Annotated in this window: 25 protein-coding genes; 9 read left to right on the top strand and 16 right to left on the bottom strand. The window is 69.3% G+C overall.

Features of this window, described 5'->3' with window-relative positions; genetic code table 11:
- Nucleotides 1-131: 131 nt before the first annotated feature.
- Nucleotides 132-368, top strand: coding sequence for a 30S ribosomal protein S21 (gene rpsU / locus GVN21_RS01530; RefSeq protein ID WP_166573050.1), 237 nt, complete (start codon nucleotides 132-134; stop codon nucleotides 366-368).
- Nucleotides 369-461: 93 nt separating this feature from the next.
- Here the strand turns inward: rpsU and pbpC are convergent, their stop codons facing one another.
- Together pbpC and GVN21_RS01520 are read right to left on the bottom strand one after the other, a co-directional pair.
- Nucleotides 462-2,555 (bottom strand): penicillin-binding protein 1C, encoded by a 2,094-nt coding sequence (pbpC, locus tag GVN21_RS01525; protein WP_166572937.1) that lies wholly within the window; start codon nucleotides 2,553-2,555, stop codon nucleotides 462-464.
- Nucleotides 2,556-2,762: 207 nt separating this feature from the next.
- The gene (locus GVN21_RS01520; RefSeq protein WP_166572936.1) at nucleotides 2,763-7,859 is read right to left on the bottom strand and encodes an alpha-2-macroglobulin; all 5,097 of its coding nucleotides are present in this window, start codon (nucleotides 7,857-7,859) and stop codon (nucleotides 2,763-2,765) included.
- 196 nt (nucleotides 7,860-8,055) lie between these two features.
- Here GVN21_RS01520 and GVN21_RS01515 point away from each other — a divergent pair, with 196 nt between their 5' ends.
- Nucleotides 8,056-8,472: a hypothetical protein gene (locus GVN21_RS01515; RefSeq protein WP_166572935.1), complete on the top strand. Its 417-nt coding sequence runs from the start codon at nucleotides 8,056-8,058 to the stop codon at nucleotides 8,470-8,472.
- Between the two features lie 83 nt (nucleotides 8,473-8,555).
- On the top strand, nucleotides 8,556-9,668 hold the full coding sequence (gene ald / locus GVN21_RS01510; RefSeq protein WP_166572934.1) for an alanine dehydrogenase: 1,113 nt from the start codon (nucleotides 8,556-8,558) through the stop codon (nucleotides 9,666-9,668).
- A gap of 3 nt (nucleotides 9,669-9,671) precedes the next feature.
- Here ald and GVN21_RS01505 read toward each other — a convergent pair whose 3' ends face one another.
- The 3 genes from GVN21_RS01505 to GVN21_RS01495 form a co-directional block, all read right to left on the bottom strand.
- Complete coding sequence (locus tag GVN21_RS01505; RefSeq protein WP_166572933.1) at nucleotides 9,672-10,214, bottom strand: GNAT family N-acetyltransferase; 543 nt, start codon at nucleotides 10,212-10,214, stop codon at nucleotides 9,672-9,674.
- A 574-nt stretch (nucleotides 10,215-10,788) separates the two neighbouring features.
- Nucleotides 10,789-11,220, bottom strand: coding sequence for a PaaI family thioesterase (locus GVN21_RS01500; protein WP_166572932.1), 432 nt, complete (start codon nucleotides 11,218-11,220; stop codon nucleotides 10,789-10,791).
- Nucleotides 11,217-11,687: a PaaI family thioesterase gene (locus GVN21_RS01495; protein WP_166572931.1), complete on the bottom strand. Its 471-nt coding sequence runs from the start codon at nucleotides 11,685-11,687 to the stop codon at nucleotides 11,217-11,219. The genes GVN21_RS01500 and GVN21_RS01495 overlap by 4 nt, the downstream gene beginning before the upstream one ends.
- Before the next feature lie 51 nt (nucleotides 11,688-11,738).
- Here GVN21_RS01495 and GVN21_RS01490 point away from each other — a divergent pair, with 51 nt between their 5' ends.
- The 3 genes from GVN21_RS01490 (at nucleotide 11,739) to GVN21_RS01480 (ending at nucleotide 14,607) form a co-directional block, all read left to right on the top strand.
- A complete protein-coding gene (locus tag GVN21_RS01490; protein WP_346764201.1) occupies nucleotides 11,739-12,785 on the top strand; it encodes a ligase-associated DNA damage response exonuclease in 1,047 nt (348 codons plus the stop codon).
- A 96-nt stretch (nucleotides 12,786-12,881) separates the two neighbouring features.
- Nucleotides 12,882-13,805: a DUF4349 domain-containing protein gene (locus tag GVN21_RS01485; protein WP_166572929.1), complete on the top strand. Its 924-nt coding sequence runs from the start codon at nucleotides 12,882-12,884 to the stop codon at nucleotides 13,803-13,805.
- A gap of 52 nt (nucleotides 13,806-13,857) precedes the next feature.
- The gene (locus tag GVN21_RS01480; protein WP_346764200.1) at nucleotides 13,858-14,607 is read left to right on the top strand and encodes a hypothetical protein; all 750 of its coding nucleotides are present in this window, start codon (nucleotides 13,858-13,860) and stop codon (nucleotides 14,605-14,607) included.
- A gap of 21 nt (nucleotides 14,608-14,628) precedes the next feature.
- Here the strand turns inward: GVN21_RS01480 and GVN21_RS01475 are convergent, their stop codons facing one another.
- The 3 genes from GVN21_RS01475 to GVN21_RS01465 all read right to left on the bottom strand — a co-directional run bounded on the left by GVN21_RS01475 (nucleotide 14,629) and on the right by GVN21_RS01465 (nucleotide 17,701).
- Nucleotides 14,629-15,708 (bottom strand): hypothetical protein, encoded by a 1,080-nt coding sequence (locus GVN21_RS01475; RefSeq protein ID WP_166572882.1) that lies wholly within the window; start codon nucleotides 15,706-15,708, stop codon nucleotides 14,629-14,631.
- A gap of 86 nt (nucleotides 15,709-15,794) precedes the next feature.
- Complete coding sequence (locus GVN21_RS01470; RefSeq protein WP_166572928.1) at nucleotides 15,795-16,889, bottom strand: glycosyltransferase family 1 protein; 1,095 nt, start codon at nucleotides 16,887-16,889, stop codon at nucleotides 15,795-15,797.
- Nucleotides 16,889-17,701 (bottom strand): UDP-2,3-diacylglucosamine diphosphatase, encoded by an 813-nt coding sequence (locus GVN21_RS01465; protein ID WP_166572927.1) that lies wholly within the window; start codon nucleotides 17,699-17,701, stop codon nucleotides 16,889-16,891. The genes GVN21_RS01470 and GVN21_RS01465 overlap by 1 nt, the downstream gene beginning before the upstream one ends.
- 127 nt (nucleotides 17,702-17,828) lie before the next feature.
- Between GVN21_RS01465 and GVN21_RS01460 the strand changes: the two genes are divergently transcribed.
- Complete coding sequence (locus GVN21_RS01460) at nucleotides 17,829-18,458, top strand: TetR/AcrR family transcriptional regulator (protein ID WP_166572926.1); 630 nt, start codon at nucleotides 17,829-17,831, stop codon at nucleotides 18,456-18,458.
- Between the two features lie 33 nt (nucleotides 18,459-18,491).
- On the opposite strand, the gene GVN21_RS01455 is transcribed toward GVN21_RS01460, so the two are convergent.
- The 3 genes from GVN21_RS01455 to GVN21_RS01445 all read right to left on the bottom strand — a co-directional run bounded on the left by GVN21_RS01455 (nucleotide 18,492) and on the right by GVN21_RS01445 (nucleotide 21,179).
- Nucleotides 18,492-19,835 carry an ATP-binding protein gene (locus GVN21_RS01455; protein WP_166572925.1) on the bottom strand — a complete coding sequence of 448 codons (1,344 nt, stop codon included), beginning with the start codon at nucleotides 19,833-19,835 and terminating at the stop codon, nucleotides 18,492-18,494.
- A 178-nt stretch (nucleotides 19,836-20,013) separates the two neighbouring features.
- Nucleotides 20,014-20,700 carry a response regulator gene (locus GVN21_RS01450; protein WP_166572924.1) on the bottom strand — a complete coding sequence of 229 codons (687 nt, stop codon included), beginning with the start codon at nucleotides 20,698-20,700 and terminating at the stop codon, nucleotides 20,014-20,016.
- On the bottom strand, nucleotides 20,697-21,179 hold the full coding sequence (locus GVN21_RS01445) for a helix-turn-helix domain-containing protein (RefSeq protein WP_166572923.1): 483 nt from the start codon (nucleotides 21,177-21,179) through the stop codon (nucleotides 20,697-20,699). The genes GVN21_RS01450 and GVN21_RS01445 overlap by 4 nt, the downstream gene beginning before the upstream one ends.
- A gap of 80 nt (nucleotides 21,180-21,259) precedes the next feature.
- On the opposite strand from GVN21_RS01445, the gene GVN21_RS01440 reads away from it, so the two are divergent.
- Nucleotides 21,260-22,156 (top strand): branched-chain amino acid aminotransferase, encoded by an 897-nt coding sequence (locus tag GVN21_RS01440; protein WP_166572922.1) that lies wholly within the window; start codon nucleotides 21,260-21,262, stop codon nucleotides 22,154-22,156.
- A gap of 219 nt (nucleotides 22,157-22,375) precedes the next feature.
- Here GVN21_RS01440 and GVN21_RS01435 read toward each other — a convergent pair whose 3' ends face one another.
- The 5 genes from GVN21_RS01435 to GVN21_RS01415 form a co-directional block, all read right to left on the bottom strand.
- Nucleotides 22,376-23,443 carry a tetratricopeptide repeat protein gene (locus tag GVN21_RS01435; RefSeq protein ID WP_166572921.1) on the bottom strand — a complete coding sequence of 356 codons (1,068 nt, stop codon included), beginning with the start codon at nucleotides 23,441-23,443 and terminating at the stop codon, nucleotides 22,376-22,378.
- Between the two features lie 146 nt (nucleotides 23,444-23,589).
- On the bottom strand, nucleotides 23,590-23,991 hold the full coding sequence (locus GVN21_RS01430) for a hypothetical protein (protein ID WP_166572920.1): 402 nt from the start codon (nucleotides 23,989-23,991) through the stop codon (nucleotides 23,590-23,592).
- An 83-nt stretch (nucleotides 23,992-24,074) separates the two neighbouring features.
- Entirely contained in the window at nucleotides 24,075-24,617 is a 543-nt protein-coding gene (locus tag GVN21_RS01425; protein WP_166572919.1) for a hypothetical protein, read from the bottom strand.
- 20 nt (nucleotides 24,618-24,637) lie between these two features.
- Complete coding sequence (folB, locus tag GVN21_RS01420) at nucleotides 24,638-25,048, bottom strand: dihydroneopterin aldolase (RefSeq protein WP_166572918.1); 411 nt, start codon at nucleotides 25,046-25,048, stop codon at nucleotides 24,638-24,640.
- Between the two features lie 10 nt (nucleotides 25,049-25,058).
- Nucleotides 25,059-25,796 (bottom strand): SDR family oxidoreductase, encoded by a 738-nt coding sequence (locus tag GVN21_RS01415; RefSeq protein WP_166572917.1) that lies wholly within the window; start codon nucleotides 25,794-25,796, stop codon nucleotides 25,059-25,061.
- A 207-nt stretch (nucleotides 25,797-26,003) separates the two neighbouring features.
- On the opposite strand from GVN21_RS01415, the gene GVN21_RS01410 reads away from it, so the two are divergent.
- On the top strand, nucleotides 26,004-26,474 hold the full coding sequence (locus tag GVN21_RS01410) for an NUDIX domain-containing protein (RefSeq protein WP_166573048.1): 471 nt from the start codon (nucleotides 26,004-26,006) through the stop codon (nucleotides 26,472-26,474).
- The last annotated feature ends 3 nt before the right edge of the window (nucleotides 26,475-26,477 follow it).

Here is a 26,477-nt window from a genome sequence, read left to right as displayed (position 1 = left end):
GGACAAGCCAGGCCGCCTCTGCTATCCCGCGCGCCTTGCTCCGCCAGGGTCTCCCTGTCGGGGACACCGATATTTGTTTTCGACCGCCCTGCCGCGCAGGCGTGCGGCGGGCAGCCGAAGGAGAGATACCCCTGGTTCAGATTTTCGTCCGCGACAACAACGTCGACCAGGCGCTGAAGGCCCTGAAGAAGAAGATGCAGCGCGAAGGCTCCTTCCGGGAGATGAAGCGTCACGTGCATTACGAGAAGCCCTCGGAAAAGCGCGCCCGCCAGAAGGCGGAAGCCGTCCGTCGCGCCCGCAAGCTGGCCCGCAAGCGCGCCCAGCGTGAAGGCCTGATCGCCGCGCCGAAGAAGCCGCCGGGCCGGTAGGTCTAGGTTTCTGCTGAAGTTCGAAAGGGCCGTCCCTCGGGGCGGCCCTTTTGCTTTGATGCTCCTTCTCCCGGCAAGCGGGAGAAGGATCGGTTAGCCCCCCTTGATCCGCACCCGCGCCTTCGCCTCGCGACCCTCGGCATCGATCACGGTCACCGCATAGAACCCCGGCGCCTCCGGCCGCCAGATCGGGCGGTTGCTCACCGGCTCCAGCGGCACGGGCCGCCCATCCACGTACCAGCTCAAATTCTCCCCGCCGGCCGCCAGCACCAGGCCGCGCGAGCCCGGTCCGAAGGCGTCGACCTGGACCGTCGCCCTGTCCGGCGGGAAGATCAGGCGGGGGCCGGCCTCCGCCCGCTCCAGCCGCTGCAAGGCCGTTGGGGCGGCTTTGGGGGCGATCGGCGGTGGAGCGCTGGGGCCGGAGGAGACCAGGTCTGCGACATCGAACAGCAGGGGCAGAGCGGCCTCCCGGCCGGTAAGCCCCCCACGTGCGCCGCCGTCGGCGCGGCCGGTCCAAACGATGATCACATAGCCGCCGGCCACCCCGGCGGCGACCGCGTCGCGGAAGCCGTAGGAGGTGCCGGTCTTGAAGGCCAGGCCCGGCCCGCCCCGGGTCAGGGCGCTGGGAATGCGCCCTTTGGGGCCGGGGGCGTCGCGCAGGATGTCGAGCACCTCGCCGGCCGCCTTGGCGCCGACCAGGCGGCGGCCGGAGGATTGCTGGTTGCGCTGCTCCGCCTCGCGGGTGAAGGCCAGGGGCTTGGCCAGGCCCTCGTCACCCAGGGCGCAGTAGAGAACGGCGAGGTCGCGCAGGGTGATGCCCTCGCCGCCGAGCGCGATGGCCAGGCCCGGGTCGGGCCGCGCGCTGCGGGGGCGGACCAGGGTGACGCCGGCGTTCTCCAACCGGCCCATGAAACTGCGCGGGCCGATCTTCTCCATCATGGCCACGGCGGGGACGTTAAGGCTGTGGGCCAGGGCCTCGGCGGCGGTCACCTCGCCCCGGAAGACGCGGTCGAAGTTCTCCGGCTGGTAGTCCTTGAAGCGGGTGGCGACGTCCTGGATCTTGGTGTCGGGCGCCGCCGAGCCGTCGTCGAAGGCCATGGCGTAGATGAAGGGCTTCAGCGCCGAGCCCGGCGAGCGGACGGCGCGGGTCATGTCGATCCAGCCGCCGGGGCGGTCCAGGCCGCCGGACCCGACCAGCGCGCGCACGGCCCGGCCCTCGATCTCGACCACCAGGATGGCGGCGGTGGCTTCCGGCCCCTGGGTCTTGGCGTAGGCGGCCGCGAGGGGTTCGAGCCTGGCTTGCAGGCCTGCATCGAGGGTGGAGTGGACGGTGGCGGCGTCGCCGGGGGCGTTGCGGGCCAGTTCGCCCGACGCGTGCCAGGCGCGGGCGGGGAAGACGGCGCGGCCGGGCAGCGGCTCGCCCTCGGCCTCCATGGCGCCGGGCTCGGCGATCAGGCCGGCGCGGATCATCTTGGTCAGCACCCGGGCCCGGGCGCGGCGGGCCTCGTCGGGGAAACGGTCGGGGCGACGGGCCTCCGGCGATTGGGGCAGGGCGATCAGCAGGGCCTGTTCGCCGTTGGTCAGGCTTTCGGGCTCATGGCCGAAGTAGGAGAGGCTGGCGGCGCGGACGCCCTCCAGATTGCCGCCGTATGGGGCCAGAGTCAGGTAGAGGGCGAGAATCTCGCGCTTGGACATCCGCGCTTCGAGCTGGAAGGCGCGGAGAATTTCGATCAGCTTCGAGCCGATGGTGCGGGGACGGGGCTCCAGCAACCGGGCGGTCTGCATGGTCAGGGTCGAGGCGCCGCTGGTCGCATGCCCCCGCACGATGGCGCCGCCGGTGGCGCGGACCAGCGAGATCGGATCGACACCGGGGTGGAGCCAGAACCGCCTGTCCTCGATGGCGATGAGCCGCTTGCGGAAGCTGGGGTCGGTGCGCTCGAGGTCGGCGCGGATGCGCCAGCGGCCGTTCTCCACCGGCAGGGCGCGCAGCCAGGCCCCGCTGCGGTCGAGAGCGACGGGGGAGGAGCGTTCGGCGCGGCCGAGGTCCGGCGGAAGGGCGAGGTCGAGGACAGTGAGCCCCGCCTGGACGGCGACCAGGACGATCAGGGCTTTGACGAGAAGGGGGATGTGGCGGTCGAGCGGCGGCAGGCGGGACCGCCAGGCGCCGAGGGTGGCGGAGAAGGTCATGGCGTTTCAGCCGCCGTGAGGGTTCCCTTCTCCCCTTGCGGGAGAAGGTGTCGCCGTAGGCGACGGATGAGGGGTCGCACCGGCCCGGACACAGCCCGAACTCTCCGCCTCCACGCAGCTTTGAGAGTCATCGACCCCTCATCCGGCCCTTCGGGCCACCTTATCCCGCAAGGGGAGAAGGGACCACTGGCGGCCAATCACGAACGCTCACTGATACCCGATCACCACCCGGCTCGCCCCGCCGCGCGCGTTGACCGCCGGGCGGTACATGTCCCTCGCCTCCGCGCCAGGGAAGAAGAAGTCCCCGGGGGTGACGGCGCGGGCGATGTAGGCCAGCGCGTAGGGGCGGTTGCCGCCCAGGTCCATGGCCGCGATGAAGCGGTCGTCGCGGGCCTCCTGGATGTCCGCGCCGGTCAGTTCGCCCAGGAACTTGAACGGACCGTCCTTGGCGTCTTCCGGCGACAGCACCGTCTCCACCTCGAAGCCGGCCGGCAGGGCGTCGTCGACCACCAGGCTGATGGTGCGGCCCTGGGCCGAGCGGCCCGAGAGCAGCACGATGACCCGGTCCCCCTGGCGGATGTTGGCCAGATCAACGCCGCCGCCCTGCAGGGTGAACAGCCGCTTGTCGACGCTGACCCCGTTACTGGCCGCGCCGGGGGCGGCGATGGGCGTGCCGCGCACCGTCACCGTCCGCCAGATGCGCGCCCCGCCGTTGTTGGTGAAGCGGGCGTCGGCCAGCTTGCCCACCGCCCAGCGCGGAACCCCGCCGGCCGGCTCAAGCGCCGTGACCCCGGTCGCCTGGATCTTCACCGGGCCGGTCCGCTTCATGATCGCCGAGGCGGCATGCAGCAGCTGGGCCTGTTCCTGGGTGTTGAGGGCGTCCGGATCACGCACCACCCCGTCCAGCCGCTCGATCAGCGGCCGGGCCAGGTCCTGCTCGCCGGCCTCGTAGGCGTAGGCGATGACCGCGGCGATGTCGCGCAGCGGGCTCTGGTACCAGTCCTGCTCGTCGCGGTAGCCAAGCTTGGCCACCGCGCCCCGCAGGGCCGAGCGGGCCCGGGCCTTGTCGCCCATCAGGGCCAAGGCTGCGCCGACCTGGGCGCGGGCGATGGGGTTGTCGTCCTTCTTCATCTGGACGTCGTGCCACCAGCGCAGCCGCGCCAGATCGCCACGTCCGGACTTGGCCAGGACATAGAGGGCGTAGGCCGAGGCGCGGGACCGCATCCGCTGGGTCGCGGCCTTGGCCTCGTCCTCGTTGCGGCCCCACCAGGCGGGGTATTCGGTGCGGTAGCCGACCGAGACCCAACCGTCGGGACGGCTGATCGCCTTCATGGCGTTCAGCGCCTTGTCCATGGCCGCGTCCGGCACCGGGGCGCCGCGCTGCTTGGCTTCCCAGAGGAAGTCGGTGGCGTAGGCGCCGAGCCAGGCGTCCGCCTCCCCGTCGCCGACCCGCCAGAGGCCGAAGGCGCCGTCGAGGGTCTGGCGGTCAAGCAGCTTGCCCACCGCCTCGTTGAGGGCGGCGCTGGAGCGGCGCTGCTTCGGGTCGGGGGCCACCTCCGCCGCGTAGAGCAGCGGATAGGCCACCGACACCGTCTGCTCGGTGCAGCCATAGGGGTAGCGCGACAGGGCTGCGGCGATGGCCGCCGGGTCGAAGCCGCGGAACGGCGAGTAGCTGACCTGGAGCGTCACATCGCCCGCCGCCATGCCGGCCAGCAGGTCGCCGGACGGGGTCCAGACAGCCCCGGGCGCCTGTTCGGCTGTGAAGGTGCGGGTGACCGGTCCCCAGCCGAGGCGGCTCTGGATGGGATAGGTCTTGTCGGTCGAGAAGTCGGGACCGGTGACCTTGAAGCCGACCTCGCCGACGCCGATGCGGTCCGGCGCCAGGAAGGGAATCCGCTCGGCGATCCGCTGGCCGAGGATCAGCCGGAAGATCTTCTTGAAGGTCATGACGATGCCGTTGCTGGCCCGTGTCTCGACCGCGTAGTCGCCCGGCTTGCCCTCGACATTGTGCAGTTCGAGAGTGGCCACCGGCTTGTCGCCGGGGCTCAGGAACCGGGGCAGGTTGAGGTCGGCCACCACCGGCTCGCGCACGGTCATCGGCTTGGAGGCCGAGCCGACGGCCTCGTCGGTCCAGGCCACGGCCATGACCCGCAGCTCGCCATTGAAGTCGGCGGCCGGCAGCTTGATGCGGGCCTTGCCGAACACGTCGGTCTCGACGATGCCGCTCCACAGGGCCACCGACTTGATCGGGGTGACCGTCAGCCCCTCGCCGCCCAGCTGGTCGCCGCCGAAGTTGACGTTGGCGGGGGCGCCGAGGTTGGGGTCGAGCAGGCGGCCGTAGTCATCACGGTAGTCGAGCGTCAGGGCCCGCTTGCCGAAATACCATTTGGCCGGATCGGGACTGGAGAACTTGGTCAGGCGCAGGATACCTTCATCGACGGCCGCGACCGTCACCTTGGCACGCTGCCCGACGCCGAGGCCCTTGACCTCCACCGGCACCTCGACGGCGGCTTTGGCGTGCAGCTTCTCAGGGGTGCCGAGCTCGACCGTCAGCTTGCGGTTCTTGGGATCGAGCGGGACATAGAGCAGGCCGAGCGCCCGGCGGGGCTTGGGCGTGGCGACCGGATCTCGCGGCTGGACCACGCTGACCAGCACATAGGCGCCGCCGCCCCAGGCGGGGTTGGTCTTGAGTTTCAGGGTCGTGCCGCCTTCCGGCACGCTGAAGGTCTTGAAGTCGATCACCCGGTCGGTGGCCACCGCCACCTGGGCCTCACCGGCGTAGGGGCTCTTGATGGTCAGGTCGACGGTGTCACCCTGAGCCGGGGCCTTGTTGGTCAGGCCGATGCGGACGAAGTCGGGCGCCTCGCCGTCGCGGGCCGGGCTGCCCCAGCCGGCGGCGAAGCGGATCACCGTCTTGGCCCCGCTCGGGCCCTCGATCTCCAGGCGGTAGTCGCCCCAGTCGAGGCGGCGGCCGATCTTGGCAGGGGCGCCGGCGCCGATGTTGATCGTCTGGCGCACGATGACCGCGTCGCGGCTGGTGCGCCGCCATTGCCAGCGGCCGTCCTGCTGGAACCAGTCATAGTCCCAGTTCTCGGAGATCAGGGTGTAGGTGGACCCCGGCGCGGCGATGCGATTGCCGGCCGCGTCCACGGCGATCACATCGATCCCGACAGTAGGCTTCGAGCCGCCGCCCTCACCTTCATCGACCTTGACCCCCAGATAGACCGGCTTGGTGCGGACCTTGAGGAACAGGCTTTCGCGCACCGGCCGGCCGCCGGGTTCGAAAACGCTGGCGGTGACCGTGGCCTTCAGCGGCGCGGTGGTCTCGCCGGCCTCACTGGAGGCCAGGGACAGGATCGCCTTGCCCTCGCCGTCGGTGACCGAGGAGCCGAGCTCGAGGAACTTCTCCTGGAAGCCGTCCTTCTCGTTCCCCCAGCGGAAGTCCTTGAAGGCCGGGAAGGGGTTGGTGTCCGCCGCCAGCCGGGCCTCGCCTTGCGTCTGCAGGCCGGCGCCGGCCGCGCCGTATAGGAAGCGGGCGGTGACCGCCACCTGGCGGGTCTCGCCGGCGGCGACCGGAACCTTGTCATTGCCGTTGGTGTCGACGGCCAGACGCTGCGGCGCGAAGTCCTCGACCGAGAAGGAGAGATTGCCGGCGTCACCCTCCAGACCCTCGATCTTGAGCACGGCGGTCCAGCGGCCGCGCGGCGAGCTCTTTGGCAGGGCCACATCGATGCTGACCGCCCCCTTGGGCGCGCCGTCGAAGCCGTAGCGCTTGAACTCCACGCCGGAGGGGCGGCGGATGATGATCTCGCCCTTGCGGTCCTTCACCGCCTTCGACTGCAGGTCGCGGACCATGGCGGTCAGGTGGACGGTCTCGCCGGGACGGTAGATGCCGCGGTCGGCGTAGAGGTAGCCATCCACCTCCGAGCCGGCCACCCGGCCGCCGGTCTCATCCTCGTCCGGCGCGGGGCCGCTGCGGCCGCCAACGCCCTGTTTCGACAGGTCCACCGGCGAGCGGTCGAGGTCCAGCACCGCCAGGTCCCCCTGCGGCCCATAGGCCATGACCATCTTCGGCCGCATGGCGTTCTCGCCCTTGAGCAGCGGGCGCAAGAAGCGGACCCGGCCGCTGGCGTCGGACTTGGCCTCGGCGAGGTCCTCGCCGTTGGCGGCGACCAGCACCACCCGCATCCCGGCCATGGTCTTGGCCGACTTCAGGCTGCGGACCACCACGTCCAGGCTCTCGGCCCCGTCGTAGCCGGCCAGGGCCATGTCGGTGAACATGATCCAGCGGCGGGCCTGGGCGGGCTGCACGCCCTCGCTCTCGTCGTCTTCGTTGCGGGTTCCGGCCGAGGCGTCGCGGGCCTTGATGACATAGCCGCCCGGCTTCATTTCCTTCAGCACGGCGCCCAGCGGAAAGACGGTGGTGACCCGGTCGCCCTGGCCGCCGCGCACCGGCACCTCGCCCTTCCAGACCACCCGGCCCTCGTCATTGGGGCTGTCATCCCCATAGTCGCCCGGCCAGTCGCCCTCGCCGGTCGGATCCGGCGCGCTGATCGACTTGCGGACCAGGTTGCGGTCCGACACGCGCCAGACCTCGACATAGAGCTTGGAGACATTGACCGTCTCGATGCCGACCCCGTCGCTGTCCTGGCGGGGCAGGATGACGCCGTTGCCGGCGAAGCCGACGTACGGGGGTTTCTCACCGAAGGTGAAGTCGACGTCGGAATTGGCGGCCAGCTTGTCGCCGCCCCGGCCGGGCAGGCCCTTGAGCAGGGTCACGCGGCGGTCGGTGAAGCCCATGCCGGCGATGCAGAGCTCGGCCTTGTTCTTCGGGTTCACGCTGACCGCGGGGGTGCCGCCGAGGTCCGGCGAGACCAGCACGAAGTCGCTGTAGGATTTCGATTCGTCGAGCGGGCGGGACAGCTCCACGCAGGCCTTGGGCTCGGCGGCGCTGGTGTCCAGCCGGGTCCGCCACACGGCGAAGCCTTCGGGCTTGGGAATGCCGCGCCGGGGCGCATTGGCGCCTCGCGGCTTGCCGAACAGGTTCCAGGGCAGGGCGCCGGGCGTGCGGCCATCCTTGGACGCGCTGGCGACGGAGGTGTTGGGGCCCGTGCCGCCCAGGAAGGGCAGGCCGCCGCTGGCCGCCACCCAACCGCCGCCGAAACCGAGCGCCAGGGCCGCCGCCGCGACGATCGCCACGGACGGAGAGACGCCTTTGGGCATCTGGAAATTGAACCGGGAGGGGGAGCTTTTGGCGCGCGTCTCCGCGCCGGGTTCACCGGAGGTTTCGTCGCTCGGCGCCATGGCCGGTCTCCCCGAAATTAGGCTGGTTTTCCACAGGATGAGGCCAGTTACGAACGGCGGTCAATGAGCCCGTTCAAATTCTCTTTTCCGGGGAATCCCAAGGGCTTCGACGCCCCCTTTTCATGGGACGCAAGCTGGGCCACCCTTGGATAGAGTGGGTCCCGGTCATCGGATTGGGCCTTGGCAAAGGTGTCGGATGATCAAGGCGAAAATGGCGGGTCGGAACCTGTTGGGGCTGGCCGCCGTGGGGATCGCACTGGCGGGGCTGGGCGGACCGATGACGGTCGTCCCGGCCCCAGCCTTTTCCCAGGACCGCGAAGCTCAATGCCTGAAGATCGTCGAGCCCGCGCTGGACGAGGCCGAGGCCGCCATGGCCCTGGGCGCGACCCTGGACCAGCCGGGCGCCGACTATCCGGCGTTGTGCGGCAAGATGAAGAGCCATGAGACCGCGCTGGCGGACCACGCCCGCAACCTGACCGTCTGCGAGGGCCTGGCGCTGGGCGGCCAGGATCAGGTCACCCTGGAAGGGCTGATGCGCGAATTCCGGACCAAGCGGGCCGCCATCGGCGAGTCGCGCGTGGCCGTCTGCGAGGCGGCCGACCTGCGTCCGTAGACGAATTCGCGCAAGACGCGTTCTTGACCTTGCGGTAGGGAGGGGGCAAACGGCCCCCGAAACGGCCATAGGGAGAAAAGCTCATGCGCGTTGGCGTGCCCAAGGAGATCAAACCTGGCGAACACCGCGTGGGACTGCCGCCCACGGCGGTCCGTGAATATGTCGCGCGCGGTCACCAGGTGCTGGTCGAGACCACCGCGGGCCTCGGCGCCGGCTACAGCGACGAGACCTATATGCGGGCCGGCGCGACCATCGCCCCCGACGCGGCGGCGGTGTTCGCGGGCAGCGACATGATCGTCAAGGTCAAGGAACCCCAGAAGGTTGAGTGGGAGCGGCTGGAGCCGCGCCACATCCTGTTCACCTACCTGCATCTCGCGCCCGATCCGGCCCAGACCGAGGGCCTGATCGCCTCGGGCTGCGCGGCCATTGCCTATGAGACCGTCACGGACGCCAAGGGCGGCCTGCCGCTGCTGGCCCCGATGAGCGAGGTGGCCGGCCGGATCGCCGTCTTCTCGGCGGCCGAAACCCTGCTGAAGCATAACGGCGGCATGGGCCTGCTGCTATGCGGCGTCCCTGGCGTGCCCCCGGCCCGCGTCGCCGTGCTCGGCGGCGGCGTGGTCGGCATGAACGCCGCCCGCATGGCCATGGGCCTCAACGCCGAGGTGGTGGTGCTGGAACGCTCCATCCCCCGGATGCGCGAGCTGGACGACATCTTCATGGGCCGGGTGCTGACACGATACTCGACCCTCGACGCCATCGAGGAAGAGATCCTGAAAGCCGACGTGGTCATCGGAGCGGTACTGACCGCCGGCGCCGCCGCGCCGAAGCTGATCAAGCGCGGCGATCTTGCCCGCATGAAGCCCGGGAGCGTGCTGGTCGATGTCTCCATCGACCAGGGCGGCTGTTTCGAGACCAGCCACCCGACCACCCACGCCGAGCCGACCTACACGGTCGACGGCGTCGTGCACTATTGCGTCGCCAACATGCCGGGCGCGGCCCCGCGCACGTCCTCGGAAGCGCTGGTCCACGCCACCCTGCCCTTCGGCCTGGCGCTGGCCGACCATGGGCTGGAGGCGCTGGCCAAGGACAAGCACCTGGCCAAGGGGCTCAATGTCCTGACGGGCGAGCTGACCCACCCGGCCGTGGCCGAGGCCTTGGGCAAGCCGTTCGTGGATCCTTACGGGGCGTGGGCCTAAGGTCTAGCGGACCCGCGCGCGCCACTGCTCGCGGGTCTGTCCCCAGGCGTCGACCGGCTTGTCCTCAAACGGCGGCGGAAGCTTGCTCGGCCCCCAGTTGGTCGAGCCGAGGCGCTTAGCAACAACCTGGCTCGCCGTATTGGCCGGGTCGATGGTGTGGATGACCTCGGTCCAGCCCAGGGTGTCGAAGGCCCAGTCGATGGTCGCCTCGGCGGCCTCGACCGCATAGCCCTTGCCCCAGGCCTTCTTCAGCAGGGCCCAGCCCACTTCGGTGCCCGGCCAGCCCTCGGGAACCCAAGGGCCGATGCGGCCCAGCCACTCGCCGGTCTCCTTGTCCAGCACGCTGAACATCGCATAGCCCTCCAGCGCCCAGGCGCCGGCCATGCTCATCATCCCGCGCCAGGCGGCAGGCCGTGATTGCGGGCCGCCGATGAATCCACTGTTCTCCTCGTCCGCCATCAGTTCGGCCCAGCCGTCGAAATCCTCCCTCGCCGTCGGGCGCAGGATCAGGCGGGCGGTGGTCAGGGTGGGGCCAGGAGCGATCATGAGCCTTGCATAACCTGGTTGTGGCCAAACGAAAAAGGCGTCCCGAAGGGCGCCTCTGTCGAACATTCGGTTGGAGCGCATCGGCTCCACCGGGCCTGCTGGGGGAAGAACTAGACCCGGTGAAGCATGGCGCGGCGGCTCACAGACCGATCGCGCGGGCGGCGGTTTCCATCTGGGCGATGCCGGAAATGGCGACGATCGGCAGGGCGGCCAGGATGAGGCTGGCCAGGTTGGCGAAACGGGTGGTCATCGAAGTTGTCCCTCTAGGTTTGCTTGGCGGCGGAGATGTCCGCGGCCTGTGATTAGAGGTGTAGGCCGGTTGCTTGGATAATGCTTGTTAAGCCTGCGTCATGACGTGCTTTTAAGAGAATAACTCAGGTGTAAGGAAGTTACGGAAATGTAATTAAGGCTCGACCTGCTCGTTACTTCCGTCACCCTAGGCCTTGTGCCTAGGATCCATGGTGCGGCTCGCCGCGAGCGACTGCCTTGGAGGCGCGCCGCGCCTCCACCCTACGATTCCTGCAAGCGGACAAATGGATCCTAGGCACAAGGCCTAGGATGACGGCGAGGGAGATCAGCTCTCTCCCTGCGCCAACAGGAAATGCGCTCTCAACGCGGCGATCGGGGAGGCTCGCTGTTCCTGCCAGGCCTCGACGTGGACGTTGGCGATCCGCCGCCCGACCTTCTTGATCTCGGCCCTGGCATAGGTGGTCAGCGGCCGGCCCGATCGCAGGTATTCGATGGACACGTCGATCACCCGCGGCTGGCGCGCAGCGCCTTCCTTGACCTGAAGCTGGGCCAGGGCGGTCATTTCCATGAAGCTGCCGAGCACCCCGCCGTGGATGGCCGGCAGGGTGGGGTTGCCGATGATGTGCTGGCCGAAGGGCATAACCATGGTCATCTCGTCGCCGGCCAGCTCGGCCCGAACACCCAGGAAGCGAGCGTAGGGAATCCGCTCCAGCATCGCGGACAGCGCGGCCTGGGCTTCGGTCTGGGCGCCGCTCATTGGCCGGCCTTCATGTTGGCCATGAACGGCCGACCCTTGCTGGAGTCCAGCATGAAGGCGGCGGCGGCCGAGGCGACCGGATCGTCCGGCGTCTCGTCGTAGGCCACGGCCCGTACGAAGGCCACCGAGCGGGTGACCTTGTAGCATTCGGCCCTGGCGAAGATCGGCATCCGGGGCTTGGCCGCCCGCATGTAGTCGATCCGCAGGTCGAGGGTGGCAATGATCTTGAACTCGGTCATCGACAGGTGCACCGCCGAACCGCAGCAATGGTCCAGCAGGCCGGTGACCACCCCGCCGGCGATCACCCCGGTGTCCGGGTCGCCGACCATGATCTCCTTGTAGGGCGCCCGCATCAGGGCGGCGCCGCCCTCCATGCTGACCAGCTCAAACCCCATCTCGCGGGCGTAGGGGCTGCCCTGGCTCATGCCTTGGGCGATGTTGTGCATGACGGCGTCTTTGTCGCTCATCCCTCGGTCATACGGCGGCGAACGCCCTATATCCAGTGCCCTATATCCAGTGTGGGGGAGCCTTCCCGCGCGCCAAACGTAAGGTCCTTCGTGATCAGACCCGAACAGCTGCTCTGCCCGACGCCGAAAGGGCTCTACTGCCCGCCGGGCGACTTCTATGTCGATCCGGTGGTCCCGGTGGACCGGGCGGTGATCACCCACGGCCACGCCGACCACGCCCGCTCCGGCCACGGCACGGTGCTGGCCACCCCCGCGACCCTGGACATCATGGCCACCCGCTATGGTGAAGAGTTCACTGCGACTCGCCAAGCCGCCCCTTATGGCGAGACGGTGACGCACAACGGGGTGGAGATCCGCCTCGTCCCGGCCGGCCATGTGCTGGGTTCAGCCCAGGCCGTGGTGCGCTGGAACGGCCTGACCATGGTGGTCAGCGGGGACTATAAGCGGCGGCGCGACCCGACCTGTCAGGGGTTCGAGCCGGTCCCCTGCGACGTCTTCATCACCGAAGCGACCTTCGGCCTGCCCGTCTTCCGCCATCCGGACGACGCCGGCGAGGTCGGCAAGGTGCTGGCCAGCCTCGTCCAGTTTCCCGGCCGGACCCACATGCTGGGCGCCTATGCCCTGGGCAAGGCGCAACGGGTGATCCGCCTGCTGCGCGAGGGCGGCTGGGAGCGGCCGATCTATGTCCACGGCGCCCTGGAGCGGTTAAACCGGCTCTACGAGGACCACGGCGTCGACCTTGGCCCCCTGGAACCGGCGACCATCGAAAAGGGCCGGGACTTTGCCGGCGAGATCGTCATCTGCCCGCCCTCGGCCCTGGCCGACCGCTGGAGCCGCCGGTTCGCCGACCCGGTCAGCGCCTTCTGCTCCGGCTGGATGAGCGTCCGCGCACGGGCCCGGCAGCGGGCGGTGGAACTGCCCCTGATCATCAGCGACCACGCCGACTGGGACGAGCTGACCGCCACCCTGACCGAGGTCTCGCCCGGCGAGGTGTGGATTACCCACGGGCGGGAGGAAGGCCTGCTGCGCTGGTGCGAACTGCGCGGACAGCCGGCGCGGGCCCTGGCGCTGGTCGGCTACGAGGAAGAGGAAACCTAACCGGCCGCCGCTGGGCGAACACCGGTGGGCCACATTTAGACCATCACGCCGACGTCACCATCCCTCACAGAACCGTGAGAATCGTGAGGGACATCGATGCGCGCCAAGTTCGTCGTCTGGGCGGCCATCCCGCTGCTGCTGGCCGCCTGCAACCAGGCCGTCGACGGCAATGCGGTCGGTGAAGCGGCTTCGCCGCAGCCCCAACAAGTGATGGCAGGCCGGGTGGACCAGCCTGGGGCGCCCAGCAAGGCCGGCGAACCCTCCAAGGCGGACCCGGCGCCGGCGCCGGCCGCCCCCATGCTGGCCTATGCCTACAGCTATCGCCTTGAACTGCCGGCCGACAAGGCGCGTGGGATGCTGAACGCCCATCAGCAAACCTGCGAGGCGGCGGGGCCGGGCCTGTGCCAGGTCGTCGCCTCGACCAGCAGCGCCGAGGGCCGCGACCAGGCGCGCGGCCGGCTGGAGATTCGCGCTCAGCCGGCCTGGCTGAAACGGTTCCGCGAACGGCTGGAGGGTGAGACCGTCGGGGCCGGCGGCAAGGTGCTGGAGAGCGGCCTGGAGACAGAGGATTTGACCCGGTCCATGGTCGACACCGAGGCGGCGCTGCGAGCCCAGACGGCGCTGCAGGACCGGCTCGAGCGGCTGCTGGCCGAACGGCCGGGAACCTTGGCCGACGCCCTGGCCATCGAGCAGGAACTGGCCCGGGTGCGCGGCACGATCGACGCCACCCGCTCGTCCCTGGAGGTCATGCGCGGCCGAGTGGCGACCTCGAAGCTGACCATCGACTATGTCTCGCGCGGGGTGGCCGCTCCGGACGATGTGGCCTCGCCCCTGGCGGGAGCCTTCGAAGGCTTCCTGGGCAATGTCTTGCTTGTCCTGGCCGGGCTGGTGACCATCCTCTCCTTCCTGCTGCCGCTCGGCCTGGTCGCCGCGCCGGTCGTCTGGTGGCTGATGCGCCGGTCGCGTCAGGCCAAGGCGGCCCGCGCCGCCAGGCCGCCGCCCCTCGACACCGGCGCCTGAGCATGGACGGCCCGGCCCCTTCCGTGATCTGATCGGGTCAACGGAGGGGGCTGTGGCCGAGCGCGAGCGGGACGACATCTATCGCAGGCTGGACTCGGGGTTGGTGGCCAAGACCGCCCACCGATTGTTCGAGCGCATCAGCGAGCGGTTCCCAGACTCCGGCCTGTCGCGGGTGGCGGCCGAACTGGCCCTGACCGCCGAGGATGCCGGCAAGCGGACCCGCGCCCTGACCCGGCCCTACTACGGTCTTCGCGCCCTGGTCTTCCTGATCATCTTCGGGGGCATAGCCGCCCAGGTCTGGGGCTTCACCCTCGTGGACTGGTCGGCGTTGAAGGACGCCGACGACCCGTTGGAATTCACCCCGGTGCTGGAATCGGCGCTGAACATCCTGCTGCTGGTGGCCGGCGGGGTGTGGTTCCTGCTGACCCTGGAGGAGCGGGTGCGGCGGGGCCGGGTGCAGGCCTGGCTGCACCAGCTGCGCGCCCTGGCCCATGTCATCGACATGCACCAGCTGACCAAGGACCCGACGGTGATCCTGACCCCACCGGAACAGCGCACCCGCGCCTCGCCGGAGCGGACGATGACCAAGTTCCAGCTGGTTCGCTACCTGGAATACTGCGCCGAGATGCTGGCCCTGACCGGCAAGCTGGCCGCGGTGATGGCCGGCGAGGCCGACGATCATGTGATCGTGGCCGCCGCCAGCGACGTGGAAAACCTTTGCACCGACCTGGGCCGCGAGGTCTGGCAGAAGATCATGATCCTTGAAGAACTGTTCGACCGCTCCACGACCGCGCCGAGGTGAGGCGCGGTCGGGGGGGCGTCACTACTTGGCGTCCGCCGACCCTTCTTCGCGGCTCTTCTCGCGGGGCTTCACGGTCGAGCGGATGACCATGATCTTGTTGAGCACATCAAACCAGAAGGGGGCGCCGAAGGAGATGGCGGCCGCGGTGATCAGCCAGCCGGTGATCATGCTGAGAATCTCGCCAAACCCGACGTAGCGCTGGATTTCGCAGCCGTTGCCGGCGGACTTCAGGCAGCTCTGCGGGGCCGGGAGCGGCACCTGAAGATCGTAGTTCCATAGGGTCACCACCGGCTGGCCGTCCGCCTTCCTCCAGACGTCGTATCGCCAACCGACCGGATAGCCCATCGACCCCAGATCCTTGCGCAGCTGGGTCAGGTCGGCGGCGGGCAGCGGCTTGTCGTCCCCGCTGATCTTCTCGGCATAGCCGACCGCCGCGGCGCGCAGGGCGTGGTCGTTGACCAGCCGGTCGGCCACTGTCAGGGCGTCGAGGTTGAAAAGCACCGCCGCCAGGACGCCGATGACCATCAGCCAGTATTGGGTGCGGCGCTTGTACCAGCCCGATACCCGATCCATCGTGCCGTTGAACCAGGTCTCCAGGTTCTTCTTCACCTGACCCAGATCATCCCCCGCGTGATCGATAGCCGACAGGACCGCCTGTTGCAGCCGGCGACTGGGCAGCTCGGCGGCGCGGGCGCGCAGCGTGGTCAGGGTGATCGGGGCGCTGTCGATCTTGCCTGTCGCATCGACCCCGCGCCCGACCAGGTCGATGATCGCCGTAGCGAACTGGCCGGCCGGGATATAGGTCGGCAGGCTGGCTCTTCCCTCTAGCGGCATTTCCAGGGCGCCGCCCCGGGTGACCAGCTTGGCCGGCTCATAGGCGCCGGCGAACAGGGAAAAGATGTTGGCATGCTCGAAGAAGGCCTTGGCGAACCCCTGGCCTTTCGGATCGTCGAGCAGTTCGCGAATGCCCCGCTCCAGGTCCAATGCCCGGGTCTTCAGCTTTGTCTCGATGATCTCCCGCACGGCGCTGGCGATCAGACTGGCGAGTAGGAAGAACAGGATGAGGCCTATGCCGACCTCCAGCACATCCGAATTGAACATGGATTCCACCCTGTGTTGTGAGCGAACAGTGTTCGCGTCTTAACAGGGTGAGTCCATCCCGGGGCGTGACGCCCGTCACGGCTGGATCAGGCCGCCGGCTTTTCCCGCCGCCGCAGCCGCGCCAGCCGCCGCAGCCGCCGCCAGAACCGCGTCTTCTCCGGCTCGGGATAGGGCTGCAGGTTCTTCAGGAATTCCTCGGCGCAGGCCCGCCAGCTGAACTTCTCGGCGAAGGTCCGCACCTCGGCTCGGTCCAGCTCAAGGCAGGCCAAGCAGGCCTCCTTCAGCCCGTCGGTCTTGCCGGGGGCCAGGGCGCCCGCGCCGGAGCCCGGGATGATGTCGATGGGCCCTGGCGCGCTGAAACCCACCACCGGGGTGCCGGTGGCCATGGCCTCCAGGATCACCAGGCCGAAGGTGTCGGTCAGCGAGGGGAAGACGAAGACATCGGCGCAGGCGAAATAGGCGGCCAGCTCCTCGCCGAACTTGGCGCCGGCGAAGACCACCTCGGGATACTTGGTGGCCAGTTCCTCGCGCTGCGGCCCATCGCCGACCACCACCTTTGTGCCGGGCAGGTCGAGGCAGGCGAAGGCCTCGATATTCTTCTCAACCGCCACCCGCCCGACGTTCAGGAAGATGGGCTTCGGCAGGTCCTTGAAGATGTCCTGCTCGCGCAGGCGCGGATGGAATAGTTCTGTGTCCACCCCCCGCGACCAGGGCGATATGTTGCGAAAGCCATGGGCCAACAGTTCGTCGCGCATGGTCGGCGTGGCCACCATCAGCCGGCCCGACGGCTTGTGGAACCACTTCATGTAGGCATAGCCCGCCGCCAGCGGCAGCGGCAGCCGGGCGCTGACGTATTCGGGGAACCGGGTGTGGTAGCTGGTGGTGAACGGCAGCTTCCATTCGAGGCACACCCGCCGGGCGGCCAGGCCCAGCGTGCCCTCGGTGGCGATGTGGATGGCTTCGGGCTCGAAGGCCTTGAACTTCTCCCGCACCGCCTCGTCCGCCCCGATGGCCAGGCGGATTTCCGAATAGGTGGGCAAGGGGATGGTCTTGAACTGGTCGGGGCTGATCACCTCGACCTCATGGCCCATGGCCTGAAGCTCGGCGATCGTCCGCGTCAGGGTGCGGACGACGCCGTTGACCTGGGGTTCCCAGGCGTCGGTGGCCAACAGAATTCGCATCAGGCGGCGGCAGGCTCCGGCAGGGATTCGATCTTCGCCCGCTCGATCATGGACCAGGACCGCTCCTTGGCCCAGTCGATGATGTGCAGGGTCCCGTCGAAATCCTCGGCGAGCGCGGTACAGCTTTCCACCCAGTCCCCATCGTTGATGTAGAGAATGTCCCCGATCATCCGCATCTCGGCCTTGTGGATATGGCCACAGATGACGCCGTCGGCGCCGCGCCTGCGGGCCTCCTCGGCAACGGCCTCTTCGAACCGCTCGATGAACTGCAGGGCGTTCTTCACCTTGACCTTCAGGAAAGCCGACAGGCTCCAGTAGCCCAGACCCATCCGGCGCCGGGCGCGGTTGAGCAGGGTGTTCAGCATCAGGAGCGTTCTATAGGACCAATCGCCGAGGAAGGCGAGCCAGCGGGCGTGTTGCACGACGCCATCGAACTCGTCCCCGTGCGTCACCAGGAATCGCCGCCCGTCGGCCGTCTCATGCAGGCAGTCGCGGGCCACCACCACCCCGCCGAAGTGCACGCCGCAGAAGTCGCGCCCGAACTCGTCGTGGTTGCCGGGGATGTAGGTGACCTGCGTCCCCTTGCGGGCCATCCGCAGGATCTTCTGGACCACGTCGTTATGGGCCTGGGGCCAGTACCAGCCGCCCTTCAGCTTCCAGCCATCGACGATGTCCCCGACCAGGAAGAGTTGGTCGCACTCCACATGGCGGATGAAGTCGAGCAGCAGTTCGGCCTGACAGCCGGCCGTGCCCAGGTGGACGTCGCTGATGAACAGGCTGCGATAGCGGCGAACCGGGGTCGGGCTGCTCATTTTTGATCCACTGCAATCCGCCTGAAATGCCCGGCCGGTAGGCTGATTTCGTGTCACTGCAATGAAACCGGTTGCAGTGGGATGATTGTGCATTGCGACATGAACAGCGGTTACCTAGATCGAGCGCATGGAAGTACTGCGTAAGGATCGGGACACGCCAAAGTCGCGTCGGACCCGGGCGCGAATTCTCGACGAGGCGGTGGCGGTGATCGCCGCCGGCGGCTACGCGGCTGCGACCAATGCCGCCGTGGCCGAGGCCGCCGGCATCACGCGCGGCGCCATGCTCTACCACTTCCCCACCCGCGAGGACCTGCTGGAGGCGGTGATCGAACACCTCCAGGCCGAGCGGGCCGAGCTGTTCCGTCGCGCGGCCGAGGACCTTCCGTCCGGCGCAGACGTAACCGAGCACGCCATCGACAGCTATTGGGAGCTGCTGCGCCACCCGGCCTTCACCGCCTTCATGGAGCTGGAGGCCGCGGCGCGGACGGATCCGACAGTCGCCGCCCTGATCGCTCCGGCCCGTGCCGAGTTCGACCGGGCTCAGATCGGCGATCATTTCCTGAAGATGCTCCACGCCGGCGCCGGCCCCCGCTTCCAGGCCAGCCGCGACCTTGCCCGCTTCATGCTCGAGGGCCTGGCCCGCGCCGACCTGAGCTATGATGGCGATGCGCGGATCGAACGCCTGCTGACGGTGATCAAACGCGCCACCCACATGCTCAACCGCAAAGGCGGCGTCACCGACCTCTGGCCTGAGTAGTCCTCGTCCTCCCCCGCAAGCGGGTGAGACATCCTACCCCGGCAACCGGATCGTCGCCTTCAGGCCGCCCAGCGTCGATCGCGCCAGGAACACCTCGCCCCCGTGGCTTCGCGCCACGTCGCGGACGATGGCCAAACCCAGGCCCACCCCCTTGCGGTTCTGGTTGCGCGACTCGTCCAGCCGGCTGAACGGCTTGAAGGCTTCCTCGTACCTGTCCTCGGCGATCCCGGGCCCGTCATCCTCGACCGCGATCTCCAGGCTGCCGGCCGGGGTGCGGGCGGCGGAAATCGCCACGGTCGTCCCATGGCCCGCGGCGTTCGAAACCAGGTTGTCCAGCGCCCGCTTAATCGCATTGGGTCGCACCTCGGCCATCAGGCCGGGCTCGACGGTCAAGGTCACCTTCGCCCCGCCGCGCGCCGCATCGTCCCGCGCCTGGGCCAGCAAAGCGGCCAGATCGGTGGGCTCGACCGCCTCGGTCCCCTCGCCTCGGGCGAAGTCGAGGTATTCGTCGATCATATGCTCCATTTCGGAAAGGTCGCGCTTGATCGCCTCGGTCTGGCTGGTCGGTTCGGCCAGGGCCATTTCCAGTTTCAGCCGGGTCAGCGGCGTGCGCAGGTCGTGACTGACGCTGGCCAGCAGCACGGTGCGCTGCTCCAGGTGGCGCTGGATGCGAGCCTTCATCGACAGGAAGGCCTGGGCGGCCTGGCGGACCTCCTTGGCGCCATAGGGCTTGAAGGGTTCGGGCCCCTCCACCCCCTTGCCGAACGCCTCGGCCGCCTCGGCCAGCCGCTCGATGGCGCGGACCTGATTGCGGATGAACAGGATGGCGATGGCGGTCAGCAGCAGGGTGGCGCTGCTCATCCAGATGATGAAGATCCAGCCCGAGGCCGCGAAGGCCCGCTCACGCGGCGCATAGATGCGCAGCACCCCGCCGCGCACCGGCGCCTCGATCTGGACCCAGCTGTTGTAGGACCGGTTGTTGAACCAGAAGGGCCGGTCCAGCCGCCGGTCCAGCGCCGCCTCCAGCGCCCGGTCCTCCGGGGCGAAGTAGGCCTGCTTGCGATTGGTCGACAGGGTTTCGCCCGGCTTGAAGGCGACTGAGAGCGACAGGTTCCTTTCGGCGCGGGCCGCCAGACGCGGCAGGTCGGCCGGGGCCCCCTCATAGGTCTCGGTAATCCAGGCCACGTCGCCGGCCAGACTGTCGGTCAGCCCTGAGGACACCGCCTGCCAGTGCAGGTCGAAAAAAATCCAGGTGATCAGCCCCTGCATGATCGCCACCGGCAGCACGATGATCAGCAGGGTGCGGGCGAACAGCGACTGCGGCAGCCACCGCTTGATGGCCCGCGGCACGAAGATGCGAAGGGCGCGGATTTTCATGCGGCCACATCCGCCGTTGGCAGGCCTAGGCGCCCCCCTCCCTGAGGGAGGGGGTAGGGGGAGGGTTTACGGAGGGTCGAAGGTTGGCGTTCGTAAACCCTCTCCCTCCCACGCTGCTTCGCGTCGCGGGCCCCTCCCTCTCCCTCGCGGGAGAGGGGAAAGTCGTGCTGCGTGGCCATCAATCGGGCGCCAGCAGGTAGCCCACGCCGCGCACCGTCTGCAGGTAGCGCGGCGTCTTGGGGTCATCCTCGATCTTGCGGCGCAGGCGGGTGACCTGCACGTCCACCGCCCGGCCGGCCGCGTCGGCGTCATCGCGGGCCAGGGTGTAGCGGTCGATCGGCGCATGCGGGGCCTTGGCCAGGGTGCGCAACAGGTCGACCTCGGCCTCGGTCAGCCGAACCGGGGCGCCGTCGCGGGTCAGTTCGCCCCGCACCGGGTCGAACTTGCAGCGGCCCAGCGACAGGGGCGCCTCGCCGCTGGCGCGAGGACCGGCGCGGCGCAGGATGGCCTCGATCCGCAGCATCAGCTCCTGCGGCTCGAACGGCTTGGCCAGATAGTCGTCGACCCCGGCGCTCAGCCCCTCGATGCGGTCGGCGGTCTCGCCCCGGGCGGTCAGCATCAGGATCGGCGCCTTGGCCGTGGGTCCGGGCGTGGCGCGCAGCCGGCGGGCGAAACTCATCCCGTCCTCGCCCGGCATCATCACGTCGAGAATCACCAGGTCGAAGTCGAGCGTGCCCAGCAGCCGCTCGGCGCCTTCCGCATTGGCCGCCGTGGTCACTCGAAAGCCGCCCCGGTTGAGGAACTGCTTGAGCAGGTCGCGGATGCGGTCATCGTCATCCACGACGAGGAGATGTCTGTCGCTCATGGCTCCTCCCGCCGCACGGTCAGGCGAGGCCCGGCCAGGGAGGCCAGAATGCGCCGCGCCGCGCCCACGCCGTCAAGGCCCCCGTCGCGATAGGCCATCGCCACCAGCCCCCGCAGCCGCTCGCCGACCCGGGCCTCGAAGGCCAATCCCTCGGCGGTCAGGCTGGCCGGGCGACGGCGGGTGTCGAGTTCGCCGGGCGTCTTTTCCACCAGGCCGAGCGCCTCCAGGTCCGCCAGGGTCTTGCTGGCCGCCTGTTTGGTCAGGCCGGTGAGCCGGGCCAGCTCCTTCACCCCCACGCCCGGCCGTCGCCGGACCAGGAAGGCCACTCGCCAATGGCCGCGTCCCAGCCCCTTGGCCTCCCCCTCCAGGGCTGCATCGACCGCGGTCCAGATGCCGGTCTGGGCCAGCAGCACCAGCTCCAGCCCCAGATCGAGTTCAGATTCGCTGAGGATCAGCCGGGGATCAGCGGGCGAATTCATGCTATGAGGCCCCGCGCTTTTCCTTGGACCCCTGGGCCAGGTCCGGGATAAGACGTTTCTGAACAGGAGAAAACAACCCTATGTCCCTGGTTCCCTTCGACGATCGTGACGGCGTCATTTGGTTTGACGGGCAATTCGTGCCCTGGCGCGACGCGAAGGTGCACGTACTGACCCATGGCCTTCATTACGCCTCCGCCGTGTTCGAAGGCGAGCGGATGTACAACGGGGAAATTTTCGAGCTCACGGCCCATACCGAGCGTCTGTTCAAGTCGGCCGAGATCCTGGATTTCAAAATCCCCTACACGGTGGCGGAGATCGACGCCGCCTGCAAGGAAACCTGCGCCCGCAACGGCCTGACCGACTGCTATCTGCGCCCCATCGCCTGGCGCGGCAGCGAGATGATCGGGGTTTCCGCCCAGCAGACCAAGATCCACGTGGCCATCGCCGTGTGGGACTGGCCCAGCTACTTCGACCCCGAGCAGAAGAAGAAGGGCATTCGCCTGGCGCACGCCCTCTATCGCCGGCCGGACCCGAAGACCGCCCCGACCGACGCCAAGGCCGCCGGCCTCTACATGATCTGCACCATCTCCAAGCACGCCGCCGAGCGCGACGGCTATGCGGACGCCCTGATGCAGGACTACCGGGGCTATATCGCCGAGGCGACCGGCGCCAACGTCTTCCTGGTGCGCGACGGGGTGATCCATACGCCCACCCCCGACTGCTTCCTGGACGGCATCACCCGTCGCACGGTGATGAAGCTGGCCCGGCAGCGCGGCTACCAGATCATCGAGCGGCACATCCCGTTCGAGGAGCTGGGCACGTTCAGCGAGCTGTTCATCACCGGCACCGCCGCCGAGGTGACCCCGGTGGCCGAGGTGGGCGAGTTCACCTTCACCCCGGGCACGATCTCGCTGACCCTGATGGACGACTACGCCCGCCTGGTGCGCGGCGAAGCCCTGGCGACCGCGGCGGCCTAGGTCGTGAAACTAGGGGAGGGATCGCCCAGCGCCCCTCCCCTACCCCAATCCACCCCCACACTCCGTCATCCTCGGCCTTGTGCCGAGGACCCACTGTTCAGCTCGCACGAGCCTGCGGGATTGCACGCGGGCCGGAGACGCACCCCGACCGTTCCATCACGCGGACCAATGGGTCCTCGGCACAAGGCCGAGGATGACGGGCTTTGGGGTTGTTCGCGTCTACACGCTCAACCGCGCTTCCAGCTCGCTCAGCCGCGTCCGCGTGCCCTGCAGATCCGCGCCGTAGCGCTGCGGGTCCTCCGCCGCCAGAGCGCCGGCGATCTCAGCGCTCTCGCGGTAGAGGTCCAGCGCCCTCACCCGGTGGCCGCGGTCCTCGCGGGCGTCGGCCAAGCGCTCCAGGGCGAGGCTGAGCGCCCGGCGGTCGAGACGACGCGCGCCATGGTCGGCGACCAGGCGGCGGCGCAGGGACACCGCCTCCTCATAGGCCCCCAGGGCGGCGTCCAGCCGGCCCTCGTCTGCGGCCATGTCGCCGACACTGACCAGGGCGCCGGCCAGGTCGGAGGCGCCGACCGGGTCGGCCGGTTCGATCTCGTGCAGCAGCCGGGCGTAGGACAGGGCCTGGCCATAAGCCTCGGAGGCGTCCTCGACCCGGCCCTGGCTGCGGCAGAAGTCACCCAGATCCTGTGCGGCGGCCATGCGGTCGCGGTGGGTGAGGGCCAGCTTGGGCAGGCGCTGGAGAATCTGGCCGGCTTCGCCCCACGCCTCGGCGCGGACCTTGCCGCGCAGCATCTCCCGCAGCTGGCCGAAGGTTTCCTGGGCCGGGCCGTCGGCCAGCGGCTTCTGGGCGACCGGCGCGACAGTGACGGGCGCGGGCGGAACCGGCGCGAGCGTCGGAGCCGGCGCGCCGGGCGCGAACACCAGCGGTTCGGCCGTAGCCGTCGCGGCGGTCGGGGTGACGATCGGCGTGGCGATCAACTGCAGCGGTCGCTCCGGCGCCGGGTTGGCGACCGGCTGCGGCGCGGGCGGGTCGTCGGCGAAGGTGATGGTCGCGGAGGGTCCAGATGCGGCCCGGCGGCGCGGCTTATCACGACCCGGCCAGAGGTTGACCACCACCGCCAGCCCGCCGAGCGCCAGGGCGCCCCAGCCGATCAGGGCGCGCAAGCCCTCGAACTGCGCCAGGTCGACGACCGGCAGGGCCGGCCCGATCTCGCCCAACGGGCGGACGATGATCCAGCCGGCGGCGGCGATCAGCAGCCCCAGCATCAGTCCGATCAATCGTGAAACCATGACCCAGCGCTCCCCGCTCCCCGTGAAGGGGTCCCGACGGGCGATCCGGACGGCGCCGGAAGGCCAACGTCAAAACCCCACAACTGTCGGGGGAACGGGGGCGTCAGGCAAGACCGTCCGACGGGCGCCGGACGGCCGATATGCCTTTAAAACAGCCAGCTCATGGGGCGAGGATAGGCTTCGTCCCGGCTCAGGTAGTAGAGGCCGACGCAGGTCCGGACGATGAACCAGATCCCCACGACGCTGACGATCACCCCGCCGACTATGATCATCGGAAGGCCGATCAGCACGATCAGCAGCGGGATGCCGAACAGGATCAGGGCGATCCCGATGACGAACCACCAGATGGTCAGCCAGAAGGTGCGGATCAGGAAGGTGTAGTGGGTTTCCATCCGCTCTCCCGCCGAGCCGCGCTGGGCATAGGCGACGATCAGGCCGATGAAGACGGTCAGCAGGACGCTGAACGCCCCGAACAGGTAAAGGCCGTAGATCACGGCCGGGACGACCCGATCTTCGTGCGGGCGCGCGACGGTGACGCTGTCGGTCATTGTGGTTCTTGTCCTTCCGGCGCCGGAATGGCGCATGAGCTGAATGTTGGGTGCGCGGACCCGTTCCGCAAATGAAAACCCTGTTAGCTCAGCAACCCCTTCGGGATCGCCAGCGGATCGAACCGCCCCGCGCCCCGGTCCAGCCAGGGCAAGAGGGCCAGGGCCAGGATGGCGACGAAGGCCATGTGGCTGGCCAGGGTCAGGCCAATGTCCAGCTGTCCCGCGGCCGCCGCGAACCCGCCCACCGCCAGCACCCCGCCGCCCAGCAAAGCGGCGGCCCCGACCACCGTCCCCTGGGTGGCCACGGCGGGCACGGTGAACCGGGCCGTGGGGCTGGCCTCCGCCACCTCACGGGCCAGGGCGGCGATGAAGGGGGCGTAGCTGTCCGGGGCCGGGCCGGGGCGCAGCGATAGGGCCTGGCCCGAATAGACGCCCAGGTTGCCACGCGGAAGGCCGAGAATGGCGCCCGCCGCAAGCCGGCCCCGCGCCGGGGTCAGGTGCAGGCGGCGAACGGTGGAAAGGTCGATGCGTCGGCTGCGGCGGCCCTGCTCCTCGACAAGCACGCCGGCCTCGAGCCGCCAGACGGTTGTCGGCTGGATCGGCCCCAGCTTCGCCGAATGGATCAACCCTGTTGTTTGTGGCCCGCTCAGCCGCGCACCACGGTGATCTCGACCCCCGCCCCGGCGGCGTGCGGGGCCAAGGCCTCGGGCTTCTCCACCCGGATGCGGGCTCGGGTGACCCGAGGATCGGTCATGCAGCGGCCGGCGAGGTGTTCGGCGAAGATTTCGACCAGCTCGATATGGCCTTCGGCGACCACGGCGCGCGCGGCCGCCACGATGGTCTCGTAGTTGACGGTGTCGGCCAGCCGGTCGGCGCCGGCCCAGGCGACGTCCAGCTCGACATCGACGATCAGCGGCTGGGTGCGGCCCCGCTCATGGGGATAGACCCCGACCTCGGCCTCGAGGCGCACCCCGTGGACGAAGATCTTGCTGACCACGACCTTTCCGGAAAGCGTGGCGGACGGTTCGGTCGGAATGCTGGCGGGCGTCAAGGCCATCACGGCCCCTCTAGTCAAGGAAATCGGGGGTGCGCCAGCCCAGGTGCTGGCCGCTGTCCACGGCGATCATCTGGCCGGTCACCGAGGGCGCGTCAATCAGATAGCGCAGGGCGGCGGCGATCTCGCCCGGATCGACGGCGCGGCCCAGCGGCGTGCCCTCGACCTCACGCTCGAACTCCCCCGGCGCCTGGTGGATCGACGCCAGGGTCGGCCCCGGCCCGATGCCGTTAACGCGGATATCGGGGGCGAAGGCCTGGGCCATGATTTGCGTAGCCCGCCAGAGGGCGGCCTTGCTGAGGCTGTAGCTGAAGAACTGCGGATTAGGCCGCAGGACCCGCTGGTCGAGGATGTTGACGATCAGGCTGCCGGCCGGGGCGCGGGCGGCGAAGGTTTGAGCCAGCAGCACGGGGGCGTTGAGGTTGACCGCCATATGGTCCGACAGGCTCGTGACCGTGGCGCTGTGAGCGGTGTCGTCCTCGAACAGGGAGGCGTTGTTGACCAGCAGGGTCAGGGGGCCGAGCCGCAACGCCGCTTCGATCAGGGCTTGCGGCGCGCCCGGTTCGGTCAGCTCGGCCGGCAGGATGACAGAGTTGGCCCCCCGCTCAGCGCACTCGCGGGCCAGGGCCTCCGCGTCCTTGGCCGCGGCGCGGTGGTGCAGGGCCAGGTCATAGCCGGCCTCGGCGGCGGCCAGGGACAGGGCGCGGCCTATACGCCGGGCCGCCCCGGTGACGAGCGCGACGCCCCGCACGGTCGGCTCAGTCGAAGCTGCCGAACTCGTAGAGGTTCAGGGCGCCGAGGACGGCGATGAACAGGACGATCACGCCAATGGCGATGTAGCCGGTCATGGAGAACTCCGAAGTCTGTTATGGCGGTCCTAGCCCCGCCAGACCGCCAGGGCAAGCCGGACCGCCAGAGCGCAATTGCGCGCGCCGGCCGCCTGCCTCAAGCTGCGCCGATGTCCTGGCGCCGCACGGTCGAGCCCTTCCTCCGCCCCTTCGTCTACGCCTGGTTCAAGCTGGCGCGTGGCTTGACCCTCGGCGTGCGCGGCGTAGTCACCGACGCCGAGGGCCGGGTGCTGCTGATCGAGCACACCTATGTCCACGGCTGGTACCTGCCCGGCGGCGGGGTGGAGAAGGGCGAGACGGCGATCACGGCCCTGAAGCGGGAACTGGTCGAGGAGGCGGGCGTCCGCCTCACCGGGCCGCCGAAACTGCTGTCGCTGCACTCCAACCACGCCCACCATCCCAACGACCACGTCCTGGTCTACCGCTGCCCCGACTGGGAACCCTGCCTGGCCACCAGCCGGGGCGAGGTCTCGCAGGTCGGCTGGTTCGCGCTGGACGCCCTGCCGGAGGGGCTCAAGCCCGGTCACCGCCGCCGCGTGGAAGAGGCCCTGCTGGACCGGCCGGTCGAAGACCTCTGGTGAACA

Source organism: Caulobacter sp. SLTY, assembly GCF_009905535.1.
Classification (GTDB): Bacteria; Pseudomonadota; Alphaproteobacteria; order Caulobacterales; family Caulobacteraceae; genus Caulobacter.
The sequence above is the reverse complement of the archived record's forward strand: the minus strand, read 5'-3'. Positions and strand labels throughout refer to the sequence as shown.